This window comes from Ekhidna lutea, from assembly GCF_900188325.1.
Taxonomy (GTDB): domain Bacteria; phylum Bacteroidota; class Bacteroidia; order Cytophagales; family Cyclobacteriaceae; genus Ekhidna; species Ekhidna lutea.
This window is the reverse complement of record NZ_FZPD01000003.1, coordinates 64,579-86,367: the sequence shown is the minus strand read 5'-3', so window position 1 is coordinate 86,367 and position 21,789 is coordinate 64,579. Positions and strand designations below refer to the sequence as shown.

19 protein-coding genes are annotated in these 21,789 nt (G+C 39.2%); 5 read left to right on the top strand and 14 right to left on the bottom strand.

The genetic code is table 11. The features are described 5' to 3' along the window. Positions 1-74: 74 nt before the first annotated feature. Complete coding sequence (locus tag CHB71_RS08160; protein ID WP_089356429.1) at positions 75-692, top strand: Uma2 family endonuclease; 618 nt, start codon at positions 75-77, stop codon at positions 690-692. A 4-nt stretch (positions 693-696) separates the two neighbouring features. Here CHB71_RS08160 and CHB71_RS08155 read toward each other — a convergent pair whose 3' ends face one another. The 8 genes from CHB71_RS08155 to CHB71_RS08120 form a co-directional block, all read right to left on the bottom strand. Continuing rightward, on the bottom strand, positions 697-1,800 hold the full coding sequence (locus CHB71_RS08155) for a TRAP transporter substrate-binding protein (protein WP_089356428.1): 1,104 nt from the start codon (positions 1,798-1,800) through the stop codon (positions 697-699). Positions 1,801-1,855: 55 nt separating this feature from the next. Then, a complete protein-coding gene (locus CHB71_RS08150; RefSeq protein WP_089356427.1) occupies positions 1,856-2,482 on the bottom strand; it encodes a peptidoglycan-binding protein in 627 nt (208 codons plus the stop codon). A 49-nt stretch (positions 2,483-2,531) separates the two neighbouring features. Continuing rightward, complete coding sequence (locus tag CHB71_RS08145) at positions 2,532-4,736, bottom strand: tetratricopeptide repeat protein (protein ID WP_089356426.1); 2,205 nt, start codon at positions 4,734-4,736, stop codon at positions 2,532-2,534. An 11-nt stretch (positions 4,737-4,747) separates the two neighbouring features. Next, the gene (locus CHB71_RS08140; protein WP_089356425.1) at positions 4,748-5,515 is read right to left on the bottom strand and encodes a hypothetical protein; all 768 of its coding nucleotides are present in this window, start codon (positions 5,513-5,515) and stop codon (positions 4,748-4,750) included. Beyond that, positions 5,499-6,188, bottom strand: a complete 690-nt coding sequence (locus CHB71_RS08135; protein WP_089356424.1) for a hypothetical protein — start codon at positions 6,186-6,188, stop codon at positions 5,499-5,501. The genes CHB71_RS08140 and CHB71_RS08135 overlap by 17 nt, the downstream gene beginning before the upstream one ends. A gap of 187 nt (positions 6,189-6,375) precedes the next feature. Further along, positions 6,376-7,374, bottom strand: a complete 999-nt coding sequence (locus tag CHB71_RS08130) for a pirin family protein (RefSeq protein WP_089356423.1) — start codon at positions 7,372-7,374, stop codon at positions 6,376-6,378. A gap of 46 nt (positions 7,375-7,420) precedes the next feature. After that, a complete protein-coding gene (locus CHB71_RS08125) occupies positions 7,421-9,301 on the bottom strand; it encodes an ATP-binding protein (protein ID WP_179213348.1) in 1,881 nt (626 codons plus the stop codon). A gap of 27 nt (positions 9,302-9,328) precedes the next feature. After that, the gene (locus CHB71_RS08120; protein ID WP_089356421.1) at positions 9,329-9,880 is read right to left on the bottom strand and encodes a hypothetical protein; all 552 of its coding nucleotides are present in this window, start codon (positions 9,878-9,880) and stop codon (positions 9,329-9,331) included. A gap of 163 nt (positions 9,881-10,043) precedes the next feature. Here CHB71_RS08120 and CHB71_RS08115 point away from each other — a divergent pair, with 163 nt between their 5' ends. Next, the gene (locus CHB71_RS08115) at positions 10,044-10,583 is read left to right on the top strand and encodes an LOG family protein (RefSeq protein WP_089356420.1); all 540 of its coding nucleotides are present in this window, start codon (positions 10,044-10,046) and stop codon (positions 10,581-10,583) included. Positions 10,584-10,604: 21 nt separating this feature from the next. Here CHB71_RS08115 and CHB71_RS08110 read toward each other — a convergent pair whose 3' ends face one another. From CHB71_RS08110 to CHB71_RS08085, 6 genes are all read right to left on the bottom strand, one after another. Continuing rightward, positions 10,605-12,059: a hypothetical protein gene (locus CHB71_RS08110; RefSeq protein ID WP_089356419.1), complete on the bottom strand. Its 1,455-nt coding sequence runs from the start codon at positions 12,057-12,059 to the stop codon at positions 10,605-10,607. A gap of 11 nt (positions 12,060-12,070) precedes the next feature. Beyond that, complete coding sequence (locus CHB71_RS08105) at positions 12,071-12,802, bottom strand: caspase family protein (protein WP_089356418.1); 732 nt, start codon at positions 12,800-12,802, stop codon at positions 12,071-12,073. Further along, complete coding sequence (locus CHB71_RS18715; protein ID WP_144017370.1) at positions 12,792-13,361, bottom strand: hypothetical protein; 570 nt, start codon at positions 13,359-13,361, stop codon at positions 12,792-12,794. The genes CHB71_RS08105 and CHB71_RS18715 overlap by 11 nt, the downstream gene beginning before the upstream one ends. Positions 13,362-14,062: 701 nt before the next feature. Continuing rightward, positions 14,063-15,055: a patatin-like phospholipase family protein gene (locus tag CHB71_RS08095; RefSeq protein ID WP_089356416.1), complete on the bottom strand. Its 993-nt coding sequence runs from the start codon at positions 15,053-15,055 to the stop codon at positions 14,063-14,065. 376 nt (positions 15,056-15,431) lie between these two features. Then, positions 15,432-17,039, bottom strand: a complete 1,608-nt coding sequence (locus tag CHB71_RS08090) for an amidohydrolase family protein (RefSeq protein ID WP_144017369.1) — start codon at positions 17,037-17,039, stop codon at positions 15,432-15,434. An 80-nt stretch (positions 17,040-17,119) separates the two neighbouring features. Then, positions 17,120-17,869, bottom strand: a complete 750-nt coding sequence (locus tag CHB71_RS08085) for a TMEM175 family protein (protein WP_089356414.1) — start codon at positions 17,867-17,869, stop codon at positions 17,120-17,122. 121 nt (positions 17,870-17,990) lie between these two features. On the opposite strand from CHB71_RS08085, the gene CHB71_RS08080 reads away from it, so the two are divergent. From CHB71_RS08080 to CHB71_RS08070, 3 genes are all read left to right on the top strand, one after another. Further along, positions 17,991-19,121 carry a DUF2911 domain-containing protein gene (locus CHB71_RS08080; RefSeq protein WP_179213347.1) on the top strand — a complete coding sequence of 377 codons (1,131 nt, stop codon included), beginning with the start codon at positions 17,991-17,993 and terminating at the stop codon, positions 19,119-19,121. A gap of 122 nt (positions 19,122-19,243) precedes the next feature. Then, positions 19,244-20,389 carry a hypothetical protein gene (locus CHB71_RS08075; RefSeq protein ID WP_144017368.1) on the top strand — a complete coding sequence of 382 codons (1,146 nt, stop codon included), beginning with the start codon at positions 19,244-19,246 and terminating at the stop codon, positions 20,387-20,389. Next, positions 20,386-21,540 carry a hypothetical protein gene (locus tag CHB71_RS08070; protein ID WP_089356411.1) on the top strand — a complete coding sequence of 385 codons (1,155 nt, stop codon included), beginning with the start codon at positions 20,386-20,388 and terminating at the stop codon, positions 21,538-21,540. Before CHB71_RS08075 ends, CHB71_RS08070 begins: the two co-directional genes overlap by 4 nt. Positions 21,541-21,789: the final 249 nt, after the last annotated feature.

The window sequence follows — 21,789 nt, the reverse complement described above, 5'->3', positions numbered from 1 at the left end:
AGCTATGGCTAGCTATTGCGAGGGTCGGCTCCAGGAGCCGGCCTTTTTTATGCCTTTTTCACTAACTTAGTTGTATGGCTGATGAGTATAATATTCCTGAACAACCGGTAGATGATATATCGTTGCTTGAGCCTGAAGCAACGTATTCATATGCAGACTATTTGAAATGGAGTTTTGAAGAGCGTGTTGAGCTCATCAAAGGAAAAATTTTCAAAATGTCCCCTGCACCTAGAACTAATCATCAAACAATTAGCATGAATTTGGGGTCTGAAATTAAAAATTTTCTCAAAGGGAAATCATGTAAAGTTTTTGCTGCACCGTTTGATGTGAGACTGCCTAAAAACTCAGATGATCCTGATAATAAAATTCTAACAGTTGTTCAACCAGATATTTGTGTGATTTGCGATCATACCAAACTAGATGTGTTGGGATGTAAAGGTGCGCCCGATTTAATCATTGAAATTCTTTCGCCCTCCACTGCAAAGAAAGACCTTGAAAATAAGTTTGAGTTATATGAGGAGAATGGTGTGAAAGAATATTGGGTTGTATATCCTGGTGAAAATCTGATTGATATTTTTGATCTTAAAAAGGATAAATATGTATTAAGGGGTAAATTCATTGGAAATGTATCTGTCAATTCCAGTGTTCTTCCCCAATTTAAGGTGTCATTGGAAGATGTTTTCGAAGACTAACAATTTACATAATTTGTTCATAAAATACTCTTTCACTTACATTCATCCACACACTCACATCTTTTCTGAACTTATCGAAGGCTTCATATACTTTCTTGCTAGGAGCATCTTGCTCGACAAGTTCCGCTAGTGCTTCTTTAGTATACCCTTTCAATGCCTCTAAAACCTCAACCGGAAATGGTGCCACTGTCACATCTGTTTCATTTATGATCTTTTGTAGATATTGCCCATTCCTTGCATCAAACTCTGCCCCCATCCATCTATTGGTACGATAACAGGCGGTACGTATGATCTCCTGCAGGTCCGTTGGAAGTGCCTCAAATTTTGGCTTGTTGATCATCATTTCCAATGCGGGTCCCGGCTCATGCCATCCGGGATAGTAATAATATTTGGCTACATTGTAGAATCCCATCAGGTAATCATGAAATGGCCCTATCCACTCTGTAGCGTCAATTACACCTCGTTCAAGATTTGTATAAATCTCTCCACCTGAAACCAAAACTGGAGTACCACCTGCCTTTTCCAACACCTTGGCTCCTAATCCGGGAATACGCATTTTTAGCCCCTTGAGATCATCAATTGTTTTTATTTCTTTTTTAAACCAACCTGCCATCTGAACGCCTGTATTACCACAAAGAATCGGCTGGATATTAAATGGTTCATACAGCTCCTCCCACAGCTGAGCACCTCCTCCTGAAATTATCCAGCTCCCCATCTGCTGTGCATTCATCCCGAATGGAACTGCAGCAAAAAACTGAGCAGCCGGAACTTTTCCCGCCCAGTAATATGCAGCACCATGATTCATTTCTACAGCACCATTGCTTACCGCGTCAAATCCCTCCAGTGCGGGTATCAATTCTCCACCTCCATAAACAGTGATTTCCATACGGCCTCCCGACATTTTGTGCACCCAATCAGCCAGCTGCTTACATCCTTCACCTACAACAGGAAAATTGGGTGGCCAGGTAGTGGTCATCTTCCACCGATAGGTGTTATTAAAATTGATATAGGGACCCTGAGACTTTTCCTCGGATTTGACACAGGAAGCTAAGGTGGTAGCTCCTGCAGCTGCCAGTGCAGATTTGGTCAGGAAGTTGCGACGTTTCATGTGTTAGATAAGTTGGTTATCTCTTAGCGAATTAAACCAATATTGATGAAAGCAATTAACTTCTTTCGTAATGCTCCAAAATCGCATTGAAGGTTTTTTTACCTACTATTCCGATGTTTTGTTCTTCAAAGTAGCCCGGAGTGAAATTATTTAGCTTTTTCTGGAAGTCTTCAACAGCTACTCTAGTGCTTTCGACATTACCATCAATACTCCCCTTGTAGTACTCAATTCCCTTTAACAAATCCTGAATTAAACCGCAGGCTTCCTTGTTAGCATTACTCACGCGCACATTAATGTTTCCGCCGTTTGCAAGCATTAGCTTTTTGAGTCTAAACAGCTTATGCATGTAGTGCTGGCTGTCTTTCTTATAGAGCTCTGAGGTACTTATCAGTTCTCGTATAGTGTTTTTAACGGCTTGTTCATTGGCATCTTGACCAAAGTAGATATTTGATATATCCCTTAAGCTAGAAATGGTGATGGCATTTTCTAGTGATGCAGATGCTTGCTGCAACTGCTCCTGACAGTCTTCTAAATCATTATTAAAATCTGGTGTGTCGTCACTTTTGCCTGACTGCATGGTTAAAAGTGTTCCGCCCAGGGTAGTTAGCCCGGTGATAATGGCAACAACAATTGCTTGCTTAAAATTGAATCTGGCTACAGTGATGTTTGGATCTTCAGGCATAAAATACTAGGTCACTGCTCAAATATCTTCAAATACATGAATAGGCACATTAGTAGACTGTAGTTATTTCTTTGACTTTGGCTAGATAATCTTTTATCAACTCCATTTTAGAAGAAGAAAGCGATACCTCCTCAATCCAATCGTCGATTAAGTTGTAATACCAACTCTCTATCTCTCCATCATCGTTAATGAAATCGTCCAAAAATTTTCGCTCAGGCCGGTGCGATTCACCAACCACCACTTTGGTTAAGAATCCAAGAAATTTCAGCATTGTCTTTTGGTCCCCATAGAAAATATATTCTCCTTCAATACTTTCGAGGTATTCGTATAGCTTCACTGCTTTATTATATTCCTTCCCAACAAGATAGCATTCTAAAAGGTTGACACCAGCCCAGGTATCGGTAGAATCAAGCATCCAGCCTTTTTCCATGTTTTCCAGGCCAGCTTCATTATTACCTTGATTGTAATGAACCATTCCAAGTAGGGAATAACCGGCAGGATCTTCTGGTGCGATATCAATATGCTTTTCGGTATACCGAACAGCTTGATTGTATAGTTCATCATTTGCTACACCTGAACGTAACCAAACCCCTACAATATCACTGGCATGGTCATAATAGATATAATTCTCATTTAATGTGCCCTCTGCAATTCCACGTTCTACTACCTCATCAGCTTTCGCATACTCACCTTGATTCAGGTAGGACTCTCTATAGTAATTGCTCAGATAGTCTATATCGTAATAGCTTCTTGCCTTATCAAAAAGACCTATCGCATCAGAGTATTGTTCACCATTATACTTTTCTATGCCGAGTTCGGCATATGCGCTTCCGAGACCAAACTGGTAGGTCGCATTGTCCGGATTATTGTTATACAATTCGGTCATTAAGTTGATTGATTGCTCAACTTTCTGATCTGATTGATATGAAAGTGCCAGGAAATATTTTGCACGATCATTAGTTCCAACTTCCAAAGCGTCTTCAAGCACTTCGATGGCCTCTTTATACATGTAATTCCAGTAATATGCTACCCCTAATTCTGTTTTCAGCTCGGCATAATCCGGATCCTCTTTATATGCCTTCTCAAAAAAGTTTAGTCCCTCCTTATAATAGCCTTCATACAGTAAGATTTTACCTAATTCCACCTTAGGTTGTACCAACCCAGAGTCTAGCAGCAAAGATTTGCGATATAGGCCCTTGGCAAGTATTAAATAAGAATCACCAAGAGTGTAATCTCCCCTATCCTGGGCCTGAACAACAAGGTGATGATAGTTGACCCCCTTCAATAGATGCAATTGGGCATCTTTGGGATTTAGCTTTATAGCCTTAGAATACATAAAATTTGATAGGAACAGATCTCCATCATAGTAGTATTCATCACCTTTCTCCATATAGGCATCTGCACTCTCCAGGTTTTCCTCAAAAACCTTAGTACTCCAATTGCCTTCATCATCTACCAGTATCTTTAGAAAACCATTAATATCATGATGCAATAAATCTACTTCATCCCCGAAAAGATCATATTCCACCATGGGAATGGTTCTTCTTTTTTCTGAGGAAATAAAACCAACCTGAAGTGTGAGGTCATCACTTTGTTCTAAAACTCGCAGCGTAATGAGCGCATCGAATCCTGATTGTGACAAAACACGTGGCAATGCTTCTTCAGAAAAGTAAAATGATTCAGCTTCATCCCATCTGGCTACTCCAAGATTTTCACAAGGGATAATAAGCTCATTGGTACTGATGGCAAGCTCTCTTAAATAATCATTCACAAAACCTTCATCATCGCCACTTAGAGGTAATAGAGCCAGACGCTTAGCTCTGCTACCGACAGTAGTAGTAAGCTTTCGAACCTCTTTAATTGTTTTTTGAGCAGCTTCATGAATAGCAAGTAAGGTGTTTCTTGATGGGTATGAAATAACATCCAGATTAACTGAATTTTCAGGACCGGCAACTCTTATATAGAGTCTGATATCATTCTCTACAAATGCAAACTCCCCTGAAACTCGAACAGTCTGGGGTGCATCGGTAGCTCTCTTAGCATATGTTTGAGTCGGAGAAAGTTCAACATCATCATAAACGGTCATTGCCATTTCGAAAGAGGATGTGAATAATGCTTCTAGCTTTTTATCGCCAATATTTCCGGATATGTCCTTAAAGGGATTCAGGGTTACCTGAACCTTTCTCGCTTCCATGCTCTGACTAGCAGCAAAAAGGTATGTACATAAAAGAGAAAGGAGTAGAATTTTTCTCATGATATTGATTGCTATAATTTTCTTATTTCATCAAAAATGTGCTCAGCTAGTAGCTTACTGCCTTTTTTGTAATCAGTAGTGATGTTTTTATCCGACAACTTTGGATCATCATTGGCATCAATTAGTAGGGTAAGCAACAGGCCTCCATCCACCTCCTGGCAATCAAAAATACTTACACTGATTTTGGATATACATTCATCGTCAAAGCACAATTCATGTAGTTTCTTAATCTCCTTATGCGATTTCAAATAAATCTTCAAGTATTGCAAGAACTTGGCTTCCACAAATTCACAGGTAGATTCTTCGCTTACTTTTAGCTTGGTCTTAAACTTTCCATGTTTCTGAAAATGAAGAATTTCTTTTGAGACGGTTGTCACAATCTCATTAATTGAAAGTTTTTTCGCATCATTATTTATTACTCGCTTAATCAATCGCTCATTTGCAATGGGAGTGCCGCCTACATCTTCTAAAGTGAAAGTGATAAACAAGTCTCGTGATCCGGGCCTGGGCTGAATATTACTTTTAAGGATATACCCAACCTTACTTTTTATTTTGTTTTTATCATCGCTGGATATGTTTTCCCACACCACACTTCTTCGATGCTCTGTAAAAAGGTTGGTGCCTTGCAGCTTAGAGAAAATAGAATCAGAAATAGGCTGGTACCATTGCTTTTCAATATCTGACGAAAGAAGCAACATCTTTCTGTTAGCACTTTGTGCAAAGAGCCCATTAGCAGCAATGATAGCCAGGAAGGTCGCTATTTTAATCAGATTTTTCATTGATTAGGGATTCCAGTGCTTGTGCAAGCGGTTTAAATTCATCCTGCTTGGATTCCGGCACATCATTCAACAATAACTCAGCCTCTTTTCGTATTTTCTTTGAGTCTTTTGGGGTGCTTTCGATTTCATTCAGCACAAAAACATAGCTCAAAAAAGCTCTGTATTTAGCCTCATTTATATTTTCCGATTTCGTTTTTACTTTTCGCAAAGATCTACCTGTAAACTCAAGCAACTGGTCAACCACTTCATGATGACCTTTTAAGTAGATACTGTTCATAGCATCTGCTATGGCAGGTCTGAGCCTAAACTGATTCTGTTTTGTGGCCCTCTCTAATCTAAAAGCAAGGATATCAAAGGCGTTCATTTCATAATACTGGAGCATCATGATTGCCTGATCCTGCATCGCATCATCATTGAGCTGATCCACAAAGCGAACCATTTGACTGTTTAGCTCATACTTAAGCCTTCTACTCTGTTCGTCGTAATAATTTTTGATAGGAATGATAAGACCCCAAAGGCCTCCAATGATTGAAGCGAAGGTCAGAATGGTAACGGACCACCTTTTTATCCAATCATTGAAAAGTTCGAGAGAGGTTTTCTTTTTAGCTGTGAGTTGTTTCTCAAGCTGCTCTATCTCCAACTCCAACTTCCTGTTTAAGAGTTCTTCTTTCATCTCTGTGAAGTTTGGAGAGATAATATGTAATTCAAAGCATTGTTTGAATGCCTTGAGTAGTTAGGTGACATGGTAAAGCTTGGCTAGTTCTTAAATTAAAGATCGCAATCTTCTCCATGAATTACAATACCCTAATCAGGGTATTTCTAATGACGGAATTATATTACCTGAAAAAAATGGTAAAAACTTACCTTATCTCCTCTTTACCATCTGCATGTAATGCAAATCGACCTTTTTCTTTTGGGTGTACAAATTCATTTTTTGGCCATGGCCAGCCCCCGAATTGCGTCCGCTGATACTCACGAATAGTTTCATAAATTTCTTCCTGCGTGTTCATCACAAATGGACCTTGCTGAACTACCGGTTCTCCTATTGGCTTACCTTGTAATAAAAGTAGGTGAGCTTCTTGACCTCCATTTTCCAGGATTGTTTCTTGATCGGCATGTAGATTAGCGCCTTGTTCTGTGCTAAGTGACTCTTCTCCCAGTTTGATGGTATCTCCCTTATAAAAATAAATGGATCGGTTCACCTCTTTATCCGCTATTGGCAACACCAAATTTCCATTTGGCTTGACCTTGATCAGCCATACAGCCACTCCATTTTCTGGATCAGCTGCCCATGAGTCCGGAGTAGAATTTAGTGCTTTGGTTTCTACAAAATCTCCTGCAACGATAGTAATCTCGGCATCTTCTGTTTTGTGTATTGGGATGTCCTCAGCCCACAACATTTTGTAGTGAGGATCAACAAACTTGCTCCTTTTGGGCAGATTAAGCCAGATTTGAAACAATAGTAATGGGTTGTCTTTGTCATCATTCACCAATGGAAACATTTCCGAATGTAGAACGCCCTTCCCTGCTGTCATCCACTGCACATCGCCATGACCAAACCTACCGGTAGCGCCCATACTGTCTGAGTGATCTACCAATCCCTCAGGAACAACCGTAATGGTTTCAAAGCCTCTATGTGGGTGTTGTGGGAAGCCCGGCACCTGCTGCCCATGGTACATCCGCCAGCCATCTTTTACAGTGAAGTCCTGCCCGATCATTCGTCCTTTCAAATGCTCCGGATGTGGTCCTTGCGAATCATTTCCTTTGGGAAACAGGTCTCTATGATATACACAGAAAAGGAATGGGTCTTGTGTTTTCCATGGAAAACCCAGTGGATATACGCTTTGGATTGAAGACATAAGTCTAAATTTTAATCTATAAACCATCCCAGACTTAGCTTCGTTCCTATTCAGGACTAAGTGGGAGCGTAATTATGAATTTTGTGCCTTTGCTCTCTTCACTTTCAACTTCCACTTTACCTTTATTTAGTTTGACAAAATCATAAACCAGCTGCAAACCTAAACCTAAGCCAGTCTCTCCGGAAGTGCCTTTTGTTGAGTTGTTTTCATTTAGCTTGAATAGGTGCTGAAGCTTTTCTTCAGACATACCCACTCCATTATCGATCACTTTTATGACACCTATCTTTTTATCGTGATCGGCTTCCGCTATAATCTGAACGTGACCATCATTTGGAGTAAACTTGATGGCGTTATTTATCAGATTTCTTAAAATTGTGGATGCTGTATTTCGATCTACATACAGTTGAAAATCTCCCTTTAAGTCATAGTCAAGTTTGATATTTTTTGATTGTGACATTTCCTGAAACATATCAGTCATATCATCCAGCAAAAATCGTATACTTAGAGGCTCAGGCATGTGTGGAAAATGCCCCCTTTGTTGTAAGGCCCAGGTGAGAAGATTATCCAATAATTTCGTAAGGCGACCAATAGAATGTTCCATCTTGTCGATCATATCCATCGTCTGCTCTTTAGTCCCCTCATTCATGTAAATTTTAGAAACAGTCACCAGGCCTGAAAGCGTGTTTACCGGCCCTCTGAGATCATGTGATATGATAGAAAAAAACTTATCCTTTGTGGAATTGAGTAGCTGTAAAGAATTCTTTTGTTCTTCAAGCTTGCGATTCAGTCTGTTTTTTGTTTTAAGGAACGAATAGATGATGATAATCAGGCAGATAAAAAGCACGAGGAGTATACCACCAACGATCATAATGATCTGGTTGCTCTTTTTTTGCTCAATCAAACGATCAACTTCAACTTGTTTACGGCCAACCTCAAACTCTGTGCGCAAATTGGCCAGACGCTGAGTAGTTTCTAAATTCTGAATGCTGTCTTTGAGTGAATGATATTGTGTCTGAAAGTTCAATGCCTTCTCAAACTCTCCAATGGCTGTATAGCTTAAGTACAAACTTTTGCTGGCATCTCTAGCCTGCTCTTTGAGCTCTTCGGAAGTAGCAAAATCGTAGCTTTTTAGTGCATATTCAATCGCTTGGTTGTAAGCGTTTTCTTCTATCAAGATATTGCTTAGCTGATTGTAATAATCTGCCATACCGTAGGTATCACCTATTGGCTTCAGCATTTCAATTGCGAGCATAATGTCTTTTTTCGCCTTCTCAGCATTCCCCTTCTTCCAATAAACCAAAGCTCGATTTCCAATTATATATGCCAGTCCAACCTGCATATCTATTTCTTCCAGTATCGGTTCGGCTTCATTATAGTAAGCCATTGCCGAATCATACTCACCTACTAAGTAATAGTCATAGCCAAAATTTAAGAGTGTAAGCGCAAGCTCTTGCTTCCGGCTAGTTCCGCGAAGAAGTTGAATTGTTTTTGCCCCATAGAGGAGGGCATTTTCCGAATCGCCATTCTGTGTGTAGCAAGTCGATATCTCGCTATACACCTCAGCCATAAATGGTATGAATTCCTCTTTTCCAATTGCTTCTTTCGCACATTTAAACTGATATTCAAGTGCTTCATCCAGATCACCCATCAGCCTATGGGCAATGCCTATATTGGTATATGCCTTCAGTTTATACTCAAGATTTTCGGCTGTCTCAGCTAGCTTCAAAAGTTCATTGGCATAGTTCAGCACATCCTCCGGTGAACTGGAATAACTGGACAGCCAATAATAGACACGCAACTCTTTTTCGCCTTCCAGCTCACCTTTCTCTATCAAGCCTCTAAGGCTATCCGCTTTGGCTTGATTTTGACAGAAAGTGAAGTATGAGAGTGCGAAAAAAGAGATTAGAAGACCAATTTTCTTTAGCACATTCATTTGACGTTAACTTTCAGGGTTTCATTCTTCTTCATCCCCTTTTACCCTTATTTTAGGATCCAATCGTATCGGGGTACCATCATTATCTTTATGTTGATAGAGGATATCATATTTGTACATAGGAAGATCTCCATCCATTGGAACCTGTAACTTCCACATTCTGTCAGCATTAATTTCCTCTGGGTATTCGTCAAGGTCATCCTGAGAGGTAGGATCGAATTCAATACCATCAAGATCAGATACTCCCCCGCCGGCATACCAAAAAACGAATTCCCCTGGATCAACAATTGCAGTTATGGATGTCTCAGTCAATTCTTGGTATCCCTTTACGTCATCTGTGTTTGTGGCAAAATACAATTTATCCTTATGGTATTTTAAAACAGTTATTGACCTTTCTGAATTATCCCTTCCCGCAGTTGAGCTGAGGTATTCGTCTGCTAGCTCGATAGCTATAATCATATCGAAATCTGTCTCGATAAGTTCCTCCTCAACTATTGCATCATCCTGACAAGCAATGAGAATAAAGGCGGCATAGATAAAAACTGAGAATCTTTTAAACTGTAAAGTTTTCATTGATAGGCGGTTATATGAATTTTTAAAAGTAATGAAAAAGAAACTGGATATTATCAATTGATAAACTTCCAACCGTTTTATTCGTCGAAATGTGGAAAAAGTCCAATTTCAGATTCATTGAGTCAATTCATATTCCTTACTGGTAATTTCATATTTTAGAGCAATGAAGCGAATAGCTATTTTCTGTGGATCCAAAATGGGGAATGACCCAGCCTATGAAAGTGCTGCACGAGAGCTGACAGAAACACTGGTGAAAAAAGGGATAGAGATTGTGTATGGAGGTGGTGATGTGGGTCTGATGGGTGTTGTAGCAGAAACGGCACTTAAAAATGGGGGGACGATCACCGGAGTAATCCCGGACAAGCTTTATGAAATGGAGGTCGCACATACTGGCATCACGAAACTATATCGTGTCAAAGACATGCATGAACGTAAAGCGCTAATGGCCGACCTTTCAGACGGATTCATCGCACTTCCCGGGGGTGTTGGAACCTTAGAGGAAATGACCGAAGTAATGACCTGGGCTCAAATCGGCTACCACAATAAACCGTGTGCTTTCCTCAATACCAATGGTTATTACAACCACTTCATCGCTTTCTTCGACCACATGGAAAAGCAGGGATTCCTTTACCAATCACTACATGACCAGGCGATAGTGGAGGAGGATGTGGGGGAGCTCTTAAAAAAGTTAAGAACCCTTTAAAATAAGGCTCACCTACATGATTTAATCATCTTCTTTTATTCCCAAAATTTTTGTTATTGTGGACGGGCTAAAGGAAAGTCCAAAAAACAATTGACGATCCCCATAATCTTTCCTTGCAAGACTCAATGCATCTTTAACTGAGGATATGTCGCCGATATCAATAGTATCAGAGTCAAGTATGTTATTCCAAGTATATCCTGTTACGAAAGTAAAGTACTCTGAAAGGTCATATGAAACACCTAAGTATAGATTATCAAATGGAGTTAATGAAAAATTAAATCCGCCAATTATTCCCAACCTTTTCAAAACATTGTTTTCATAATCATACTTAAAAAATTTGGGCTTATATTCATCTGTATGATAAAATGGTCTAAATACAAAGTTCAATGCGAGGTGCTGCTTGATTTCTTCAGTCTGAACACTATCAGGACTAATAATTAATTGTTTATTATCGATTTTGAAAAGACTCCTCTCTACTTGAGCACTGGTAATTCCAAGCTTCAGATTGGCACGTATTTTCTCTTTAATATCGATTTTGATTGTATCATTATTATCTGAGTCAGCTAGTTTATAGATATAGTTAATTTCACTAGGCGGATTGATTTTATTGTGGGCCAATTCAACCAGACGCACATTAACCTTTTCATCCAATAAAAATGTTTGATCTTTTCGTCCCATCTTGAAGAGCTTTAGTGCTAAATCTCCAACATCATCAAGCTCTTGCGAAAAACTAGATTTTTTATTGTCGATTTTAAACTTCCCCTTTCCTAAATCGCCTTTCCCATCAATGATTACATACAAAATGTTATTAATCCCAACTATATCATCTGACCATTTATTTCCTCTCTTAACAATAACAAAAGTTTCTATATTATCTGACACAAAACTTGTCTCAAGCTTTTCATAATCATTCATTAGAATAGCTCGAACATCTGTCAAAGAAGTGGCTACCAGGGTATCGATAAATGATCCCTTTTTGACAGGATCTAACTGGTTAATCAGCTTTCTTTTAATCGATTCCAGATCTTTAATATTTTCAGTTTTTTTCAATTTATTTAAAATAGAAATCTCTTCGTTTATTAGATTGAGCATTACCTGAATGTCCTCTACACTATAGAAAATCTCATATTTCTTTTTGATATCATTATAGATATCGTCTGATAAAGACGCTATATCCTCAAAAACTAGTGGCCTTGTAAATGATCCTTTTTTAAACTTTCGATGAATGAATACAATTGCTCTATTCTTCATGTCTCCTTCGCCAAGGATTTTATTAAAATATTCAGAGTTCGGAAGACTACCTAGCAAGAAGTTATTGTAGAACTTAAGATATCCGTCTTCTTTCTTTTCAAAAAGTGAAGCATGAATTTTAGAGGCGCTTATCTCAACAGTCTTATCATTTAAGATAATTTTCTTTTGACTAAAAGTGGTGATACAAGATATAAGCAATAATGCGTAAAGTAATTTAGTTTTCATAAGGATATTTTTTAAATGAATGAGGATCTGCTCTCATATTTTTTATCATAAAGAATCAATGATTTTTGTCCTACGAATTCATCTTTTAGGTATGCTTTAGTTTTCTCAGCAAGTTCACCTATAGTATCTGATTCTAAGGAGGCGTTTAAAAGAGACATGGTAAACAAACTGTAGTCCTCAGTAGCGTAGGAATCTTGCTCTTCTATCGAAGAACTGAAAAAGATGACATTTTTGAATTTGCTGTTGATTCTGCCGTATTGTTCAATTGAATCAAGCATACCTCCAGATTTACAGCAATCAAGAATAATAATGACCAAAATTTTATCATCTATTGAATCAATTACATGAGTAAAATCATTATCTAGAAGGAAGTATTTTGTTTGTAATTGACGAGAGTTAACTGTGCTGCGATATCTCAAATCCTCATGGTATGTAATCAAGTATTCATCACCTGAATCATCTTCATTTTGACTATAAATTGATTTATCGCCATGACCCGAAAAGTAAAAAAGGATTCTATCTCCTGCAGAAGAGGCATTTATTATTTTTTTAATACCATCAAGTATATTATCCTTTGTAGATTCTTTTTCCAAGAGATATGTAGTTCGCCATCTTTTTTTCCCTAAATGCCAAGAAAGCTTAGCGATATTCTTCTCAAGAAATTGAAATGATCGATAATTACGACCTAAAATCTCGTTGTATGATTCGCCAAGTCCAGACAGAAGTGCTCGTTTAATTGCCATAGATTTCTTTTGTCAATTCTTTTGCTCTTTTTGCGATTTTATTGATTTCATTATCAATAACGGCAAGTCTTGTAGGGTCGGAGACTCCATTTTTTTCCTGATTTAAATCTCTCATCTGGAAATATCTGTTCTCTAGCTCCAATTCATGATTGCGATCCTCAACCTGGAAGTTTTTGCGAATGTTCGCCAAACCTTTCTTTGCTTCTTTTAGTAGGTAAAGCCTATCAATTAAATCATGAAAGAATTGAGATCCGAAAGTCAAAAAGAAAGCAACTACTAATAACCAAAACGCCTGACCAGGATCTATTAATATTTCACTCAAATCATTCGACTTCAAATCGTACCTTAGGTAGGAGTCGACCTCAAATGGAAATGACAAAACATCAAACTCAAGAGCTATATGATTTTCGGATAATCCATTTAAGGAATTAACTAGGTTATTATTAAGTGACACAACTACAATACAGGAGACAAGAAAACTCAGTAGAGATATTTCTCTTGCTTTCTTATTAGCACATTCACCATTGCTCCCCTTAGCTATCCTCTTAAATAGTCGCAATTCATATTCCTTTTTTTCTCCGTAATGAATTATTATCGGCTTACAATAACCTAGGGCAACCAAAGAAAAATACATTATAGGAAGAGCCGCTAAATAAAATAGACATCCACTAATGAGTTCATTTGAAAGAGAGTAGAAACTCAGGATTGTTGGTATAAAAAGTAAGAGAAATAATTTTCTTTTTTCAACTTCTTTTGGAATGATGAAGCCAAAACATATCCCTATCAAAACATGAGTAAAAAAAAGTAAAACCAGAAGATATAAGAACAAACTCAGATCAACGATTTCGAACTTTATTGACTTCCATAAAAATACTATTTGGAAAAGAAAATTTGTTGCTGCCAGGATTATCGAGGCTTTCCAAAAATCAGTTTTATTAATGAGAAAAATGACTAGCTTGATTTGTTTGGGCCATCTTTTCTTGATTAATAAACTCTTCTTAAAAATGGCTATTGCAAAGTAAAAAAGAAGATAAATTGTCAATACCCATTCTATTTTTGGAACCAATTCCGAATTCCTTTCAAGAATAAGCTCATATAGATAAACGGCATACAGTGAATATGAAATATAAATAACAAGAGCTATGCCTAGCAAAGAAATTCTCTTGGTATATGATCTTATCAGCTGAGTGAATTTTTCCACTACCACACTTAAAATAAAAAGAGCAGAAAGTATCCCGATAATATGATCTAATTCTAAATTCATATCCCTAACCACCCCTCAATCTTCTCCTTGTTCTCTTCAAAAAGCTGCTGGCCAAAAGCTTTAAGCCTGGCCATGTTTTCTTTTGTAGCACAGTCCATGTCCGGGTCAATGTCGGTTGTTTTTAAGTCTCCGTCTATACGGAGATATTGATCCGGATTCTGGATCGTACCATAAATCTTGTCTAGCTGATAGTGGGCCACCTCAGAAGCCCCGGACATCATAATATCTATTACAGGCTGTACCCATTCAGCCATGCCATAGTTCTTCGCTTTGCTGTAGTGATATTTCTTTCGTGTGTATCCTGTCCCCAGCGAAAGGATCTTCATGTCCTTTGCCGTTGCTTCTTTACTGCCAACTTTGAAGATGCTGCGCCCCTCTGCATATGCTACCAGCGCAGGGTTGTTTACAAACACCCCTCCATCTATCAATGGAAACTCATCGCCATATTCAGAAGCTACTTTTGCGCACTCAAAATAAGTAGGTGCCGCTGCAGTTGCTCTAGCAACATCTTTTACCTTAAAATTGAATTTGGAGCTTTTCTGTGCTTTGTGCTGACCAAAGAAATGACCTTTTCTTCGCCTTATATCATATGATGTAACAATACACGGCTTCATGAGGTCCTTCAACCAGGCGTCACCGAAATAATCATGTAATGCCTCTTCAATTCCGTCTTCCGGGTATTTTTCATCAAGAATACCTCCGAGTGTCCGAATCTTGTGAAAAATGGGCACGTCAAAAATCTCATCCCCTCGCTCAAAATAGAGACCAACAACTTCTTTCGTGTTGAATTTTGGCTTCTTTGATCCTGGTTTATCGGGCAGTAGATATGCGCAAGTAAGAATACCACCGGTACTTGTACCAGCTACTAAATCAAAATCTTTGGCGACTTGAACACCAAATGCTTTCTCTATCTCCACCAGAATCTGACCTGGAATGATCCCTCGTATCCCCCCTCCGTCGATAGATAAAATTTTCTTTATCGGAGGCATGATTGGAATTGGTTGGTAAAACTTTAATAAAGATCACCATCCCGTTGACTAAAAACAATACCTACCAAGGGGTATTCTAGGAGAATAAGAAGAACTTTATAGGATATTTTATATAAACGTAATTCCGTTTAATAAAAAATTATCAAATGATAATGTAAATCAACTTTTATTGACTCTTACTTTTTTATATCCAAAGAAGGCTAAAAGAACGGCGATAGCGACGAATACGAATCTTGTAAACTTTTTCATAACTGTGGTGTTTTTCTATTTCACCATAAAGTTCGTAATCTTTTTATCCCAATAGCAATACCCTAAATAGGGTAATCTACTCATTTTCAGTACTTTTCACCGAGCATTTACGCGAGTATATCGAAGCTTAGAAGTGCTTCTTTAGAAATTGATGCGCATTCTCAAAGAAAATCATTCTCGCTGCTTCATCCGTTTCGACCTGAGAGTTAAGGTGATACTTGGCTCCATCAAGCTCCTGAAGCAATCGTAGTTTGTCTAATAAGTCTTGCTCAAAATCATCGAATAAAAGGGAGTTGCTATAATCTTGTGTAGGATCTATATACCCCTCAAAGTCTGTTCCTAAAGTGAAGTAAGACCAACAAATAGATTTTTGCTCTTCTGAAAGTTCATCACTGTCTAAAATCACTTCTACCATCGCCTTCAAATTGTCCCACAAGAGGTCTATACTCCTTATTTTGTCCTTCTTATCACCCAGGATTCGCTGATCAAAGTTTAGGCCAATCAATCCTCCAGTCTTTGCAGCCCAAACCACATCTTCCCCACATGCATTGATGTTCCAGGGGTAAAATCCATCCTTCAACTCATGATCATTTTCCAGATTAGCATAGTTGATAGATTCTTCCAGGGTCCCCCAGCCACTAAAGCCCATATGACTAAGAATGACTGGAATTGTATCTCCTTTTGCTATGCAGGGAGCAACAATGTTTTGGTAGTACCATTTTCTAGATAGTGCGGATGAGTGCTTCAAATCAATCAGAATTCTTCTTCCAAGAGATTCGTCCTTTTCAAGGCTTTCATTTAATCCAAGTAATATTCTCACCACCTCCTCACCAATTGGTTGCATCCCGCCGTTCATTCCATCGGTTTGATCAGATAATATGCTCAGCGAATTGGGTATGCTATGTGCATGGCCACCAAGAAAGTTATTGAAATGATGAGCAAACGTTATAAAAAAGGCCGGGGTATCCCATTGCTTTATTTCATCAACACGTTCCAATACTTTTTCCAGATTAGTATCCGTGCCGAGCGCATGCAATCCCTCGATCGTCAGAACCATTGCGATTTCGTCATTATCAAGTACAGATTTCACTTCGTTGTATTCAGAGCAAATCACATACTTACCTGTTGCATCCAGCGATTCCGGATATTTCTTACGGAGCTTTCTCGCACTTTTAATGAGCCTGCGAAATCCAGGAATATAAACGTTGTTCCGGACCACTTCACCGCTATTTGATAAAAGAAAATCTCGTTCCAAAATCAACTCTTCATAGTAATCGTAATTACCTGATATAAAATATTTGATCCTTCGAAGTGGCATTCGCATCAAAAGAGATTGTAGAAACACCCTTGCTATTTTAAGGGCTGTTGGTGCTCCTGTAATAAAAGCAAAGGCTGCCTGCGCCCACTTTATTGGGTTAAGAAATCCCAGTCCTGAGGTAGACAAAACATCAAGGATTCGAATGACTTTACTTTGCTCTAACTCACCTCCTTGAAAGAATCCTTTTTCGAACGGGTATAGCGAAGCGAACACCAATTTTGTCTGTCCATTCCAAAGCTTAACGGGATCACACTGTGAGTAACTAAACGCCCGCTTTCCTTCCTGCTGCTTTTTGAAATTGCTGAGTACAATGTTCCATGGATTAAATCTGGATGGCTTCCTTTCGTTTTTGGTGTGTCTCATCCAATGAAATGCACGTGAGTGCGGATGACAATGCAGGTCTGCATATTTTTTCATGATAGTGAGTTAGGTCTGGTATGAACTTAAAGTTCGATATTCAAGCAATCAAACTCAATACCCGAAAGTTGGTAAGTTCTCTACCCAAAAAGTTTTTGAGACTTCTTCTTTACTTTATATCCAAAAGAGAACATTACCGGGGGGTAGAGCATATAGATGAATCCAGCGATACCAAAATTGAGTGCTCCGTGACCAAACGGATGCAGGAATGCAACTATTGTTGAAAGAAAGGGAATGGAGCTCATTAGTAAGTTCTGCCAGAGGCTCACTTTTGTAGCAAACGTTTCATATTCGTTTAATTCAAGCTCTTCTCTTTTTCTATAAGCATGTCGGTACAGCCAGGTCATCGCCAAAAATATTAGAGTGGCCCCAGCTCCGTATGCTGTCATAAGGAGCGTCATGTTCTCACTATTCATCTGCCCTCCAAAATCATCCATGAAATTGTCCGGCATCCCGAAAATGAGACCCGAATACAATTCCACGAGAAATCTGGCCAGAAATTTTAACGGATATACATAGATCAACAGCATGAACAATAAAAAGGTATTGACAGTGACCGTCTTGGTGTTTTGAAGACCATACCTTAAGAAAAAAACATAATGTTGATACCAGATCACCACAATCAGCACGATGCAAATAAAAGATGGTAGTATATCGTTGATTGACCTCCTTAATTCCTGAAACGTTTCCGGAACTGTTGTGGAAAGTACAACCAACGTAAATGCGACCGCAAATACTGCATCACTAAATGTCTCTATTCGTGTTTGGCTCAGACCCCTGTATCGAAAATTTGGATCCAGCCCCACGAGTTGATCTTTCAAATCTCTCATAACGAAGAATTAGGCACTCAATGATAACCATTCATAAACAAAATAATCCCTTGACAGAAAATAAAAAGGCCATCAATATTTTCAGCGTTTCCAATAAATGGAAACCAACACTCAAAATACTATGAACTACAACAGAAAATTCTTTGGAATGCTAATCCTCTCATTTGTGAGTTTTGTGGGATTGGCGCAGCTCAGTACTCCTCCCGGTGGAGGTAGTCAACGATCATTTGTAAAACAACACATTGGTGGTGTTGGCAAAGTGGCGATCGAATACAGCAGTCCTGGAGCAAGAGGTCGGACCATTTTTGGTACCGTTGTACCATACGGCTTTAATAATTTAGGCTTTGGTCTAAGTACGGCTGAAAACCCCTCCCCCTGGCGGGCGGGTGCCGATCAAAACACCACGTTTTATTCTTCTCATGACGTTCTCATAGAAGGAGAAGAATTAAAAGCAGGCAAGTATGGCTTTTTCGTAGCTCCTGCTGAAGATGGTCCGTGGACAGTAATCTTTTCGAAGGACAATAATCATTGGGGAAGCTTTTTTTACAAGCCTGAAAATGATGCATTGCGCGTAGAAGTGGAAGCCGAGGATACAGAACCAAGAGAATGGCTGACTTATGACTTTATAGATAGACAGCCTACCTCCGCAACAGTCGCTTTGATTTGGGGAGATAAAAAACTACCAATCAAAATTGAGATGAAAGATCCTGTAAAAGCACATTTGGATGTACTTACGGCGGAGCTAAACAATCAAGCTGGGTTTACTGCTGGCAACTACAGTGCGGCTGCCAGGTATGCTTCGGGTGCTGGAGCACATGAAGAAGCAATTAAATGGGCAGATCAGGCAATCAATGCTCCATTCTTTGGGGCGAAAAATTGGAATACCATGTCAACAAAGGGTGCAGTATTAACGGCTGCTGGCAGAACAGATGAAGCGGCAGAAGTAATGGATGAAGCTATTAAGCTGCCTGGAGCTACTGCATTTGCCATTCACGGGTATGGAAGGCAGCTGATCGCAGCAGGACAAAAGGATAAAGCATTGGAGGTATTTAAATACAACCATAAACAGAATAATGGGACATGGCCTACTAACTATGGTTTGGCAAGGGGCTACTCTGCCGTTGGTAACTACAAGCAAGCCATCAAATATCTGGAGTTAGCTAAAGCCAATGTACCAGCTGGAGATACCCTAAATCCTCCTATCATCGATCAGAACATTGAAAAACTAAAAAAAGGAGAAGATATCAACTAAACTCAAATCTCCAACATAACCGGAAAGCCCATCCACCCTGTGGTAGGTGGGTTTTTCTTTTTAGGAATAACTAACTCAGGATGATATTCGTAAAAAACACTCTCACTTAAATGAATAAGCCCATGCGACAAAAAATCTTAATATTAACACTCACCCTCTTTGCTGTCATTGCAGTAACAGCAAAGGATCCGGGGATGAAGAAAGGCACTCCAAACATTACTTCTATTTCTGTCTTGGAGTTTAATAAAGACGGCATTTTATTTATTGGGGACTCAAAAGGAGGGGCCATATATGCAGTTGATCTGGATGATGATGAAATGAGCTCAAATGAAGAACAACTTTCTATTCCAGATCTTGAAGACAAAATTGCTGGTATGTTGGGCACTACTGCAGACAATGTCATGATTCATGATATGGCTGTAAATCCAATATCTCAAAACGTTTATCTGAGTGTTTCCAGAGGAAGAGCTAAATGGACTTCCAAATGGGAAACACCAAACGATATCACAGATGCAAGCATACTTATCCGGATTTCTCCATCAGGAAAAATATCTGAAGCCAGCCTGGAGGATGTGGAGTATTCTAGTGTGAAAATTCCAAATCCTGTAGATGCCAGTATTGAACATCGTTGGAAAAAAGGAGCTAAACTAAGGTCTGACGCTATAACCGATATTGCCATTGATGGAGATAAACTTTACATCACAGGGCTTTCCAATGAAGAATTTCGCTCTGCATTGTGGACAGCTTCGTTTCCATTTACTGACAATGTAAATGCAAGCACATTGGAAATTTTCCATGGAGCTCACGGAAAGTGGGAGACAGCATCACCAGTAAGAGCTTTCCTTCCATACGAGCTAAATAATCAAAAGCAAATGCTAGCAGCATACCTATGCACACCTTTGGTTACTATTGATGCTACAAAACTCACTGCAGGTAATCATGTAAAAGGACGAACTGTTGCTGAATTTGGCTCTGGCAACTACCCCATTGATATGGTACTATATCAAAACAATGGAAAGGATTACATTTTAATGTCCAACAGTGCATTACCATTACTCCTTTTCGACCCTCAGGATGTTGCGAATTATGATGGTGAAATCACCGAAGAAGTGCAGGGATATTTAGCTGGAGTTAAATACACTCCACGCTCTGGTAATGGGGTACAGCAACTTGCTGACTTCAATAAAAAATATATCTTGTCGACACAACGCCTGCCAAACGGCAAGCTTGCATTAACTTCACTGTCAAAAGATTGGCTTTATCCGTGATCCACATTAAAACAAACATCAAAAAAGGAGGCCTATGGAGCCTCCTTTGTTTTTTACTCGCCGTTAGTACCGTCAATGGTCAAAGTTTTTTTACGGCAAAAACATTGCCCCAGTCGGATCGATATGGGACCATTACTACCCGGCTGGTTCCTGAAGATATCGTAAGACTTATTGAAGAAAGAAATCTAAACTTTGACGAGTGGTCTTCTTTCTTTTATGTCCAAACCTCCCCGAGTGGGCCTGCAGTGTTAGGAGCCTATGGTATTGAAACCAATCATCTTTCGTTCACACCGAAATTTCTACCTGATCCCAATATCAAATACCTCGTTACTTTTTCCTATCCTAAGCTCGCAGAGTTGCTATCGGGGCAAATAGAAGAGACTAGTATATACAGTGATGTGGCTTCCTTTGAGCCGCCAGAAGCTACCCAGCCAGAGGTCATTTCTTTCATCCCGAAGTTGCACGACGTTCCGGCAAACCTCCTGAGATTTTACGTTTACTTTTCTGCACCTATGAGCCTGCAAAACCCGTACGATTTTATCACAATAGAAGATAAGAATGGCAAAGCATTGGTGGATCCATTTGTAATCGTACCAGAAGGACTTTGGAACATCGATCATACGCGTCTGACCCTACTTCTTCACCCTGGGAGGGTCAAGCAGGGGGTTGGGCCAAACATGACACTGGGTGATGTTTTGCTTGCTGGCAACAGCTATACCCTCAAAATCGACCCTGCGTGGAAGGGGTCAAGTGGAGAACCACTAAAGGAAGCGTTTACTCAAACCATTAATGCCACCAATCCTCTCCGTGGTGCAATGAATATCAACAACTGGGCCCTAAAGGCAAAAGTGAATAATGGTATTGGGATTCTAACGGTCGTTACAGATCATCCCCTGGATCAACCATTAGCACAGCGAATGCTTTTTCTGCGGAATATGGAAGGTCAAATACTACCTGTTCAGATCAATTTTGAGAACCCGGAACAATTACAGATTCTATGGAGACATCAAGGCTCACAGGAGTTGGAGTTATTAATTGACCCGAGGCTTGAGGATGTGTGTGGTAACACACCTCATTATGCTTTTGATCTTGAAGGAACCGAGCGAACCCCCTCTCAGGAAGAGCTAAAGATTAAGTTTAAGATAGAATAGGATTTAAGATTTAAGATAGAATAGGCATAAAAAAAGGGAGCACCTTAGTACTCCCATAGCCGATCCCAATGTGCTGGTTGGATCGAACTTTCGATTCGATCTTCATCGAATCTAATCACCGCCTAATTTACTCGCCTGTAAATGTAGACAGTAAATATAACCATTTAATTCTATTACTTCCTTATAAATATCGAATTTTCAGCTCTCAAAATAAGTCAGGCATTTAGCTAACAGAGATGGGTCTGCTTG

Bases quoted from the DNA above. Each gene is read 5' to 3' on its own strand.
- CHB71_RS08105 (WP_089356418.1), bottom strand. From the start codon at position 12,802: ATGGCAATTAAACGAGCACTTCTGTCTGGACTTGGCGAATCATACAAC.
- CHB71_RS08110 (WP_089356419.1), bottom strand. From the start codon at position 12,059: ATGAAAACTAAATTACTTTACGCATTATTGCTTATATCTTGTATCACC.
- CHB71_RS08130 (WP_089356423.1), bottom strand. From the start codon at position 7,374: ATGTCTTCAATCCAAAGCGTATATCCACTGGGTTTTCCATGGAAAACA.
- CHB71_RS08120 (WP_089356421.1), bottom strand. From the start codon at position 9,880: ATGAAAACTTTACAGTTTAAAAGATTCTCAGTTTTTATCTATGCCGCC.
- CHB71_RS08150 (WP_089356427.1), bottom strand. From the start codon at position 2,482: ATGCCTGAAGATCCAAACATCACTGTAGCCAGATTCAATTTTAAGCAA.
- CHB71_RS08075 (WP_144017368.1), top strand. From the start codon at position 19,244: ATGCGACAAAAAATCTTAATATTAACACTCACCCTCTTTGCTGTCATT.
- CHB71_RS08140 (WP_089356425.1), bottom strand. From the start codon at position 5,515: ATGAAAAATCTGATTAAAATAGCGACCTTCCTGGCTATCATTGCTGCT.
- CHB71_RS08155 (WP_089356428.1), bottom strand. From the start codon at position 1,800: ATGAAACGTCGCAACTTCCTGACCAAATCTGCACTGGCAGCTGCAGGA.
- CHB71_RS08160 (WP_089356429.1), top strand. From the start codon at position 75: ATGGCTGATGAGTATAATATTCCTGAACAACCGGTAGATGATATATCG.
- CHB71_RS08080 (WP_179213347.1), top strand. From the start codon at position 17,991: ATGAACTACAACAGAAAATTCTTTGGAATGCTAATCCTCTCATTTGTG.
- CHB71_RS08090 (WP_144017369.1), bottom strand. From the start codon at position 17,039: ATGAAAAAATATGCAGACCTGCATTGTCATCCGCACTCACGTGCATTT.
- CHB71_RS08135 (WP_089356424.1), bottom strand. From the start codon at position 6,188: ATGAAAGAAGAACTCTTAAACAGGAAGTTGGAGTTGGAGATAGAGCAG.
- CHB71_RS08095 (WP_089356416.1), bottom strand. From the start codon at position 15,055: ATGCCTCCGATAAAGAAAATTTTATCTATCGACGGAGGGGGGATACGA.
- CHB71_RS08115 (WP_089356420.1), top strand. From the start codon at position 10,044: ATGAAGCGAATAGCTATTTTCTGTGGATCCAAAATGGGGAATGACCCA.
- CHB71_RS08145 (WP_089356426.1), bottom strand. From the start codon at position 4,736: ATGAGAAAAATTCTACTCCTTTCTCTTTTATGTACATACCTTTTTGCT.
- CHB71_RS08085 (WP_089356414.1), bottom strand. From the start codon at position 17,869: ATGAGAGATTTGAAAGATCAACTCGTGGGGCTGGATCCAAATTTTCGA.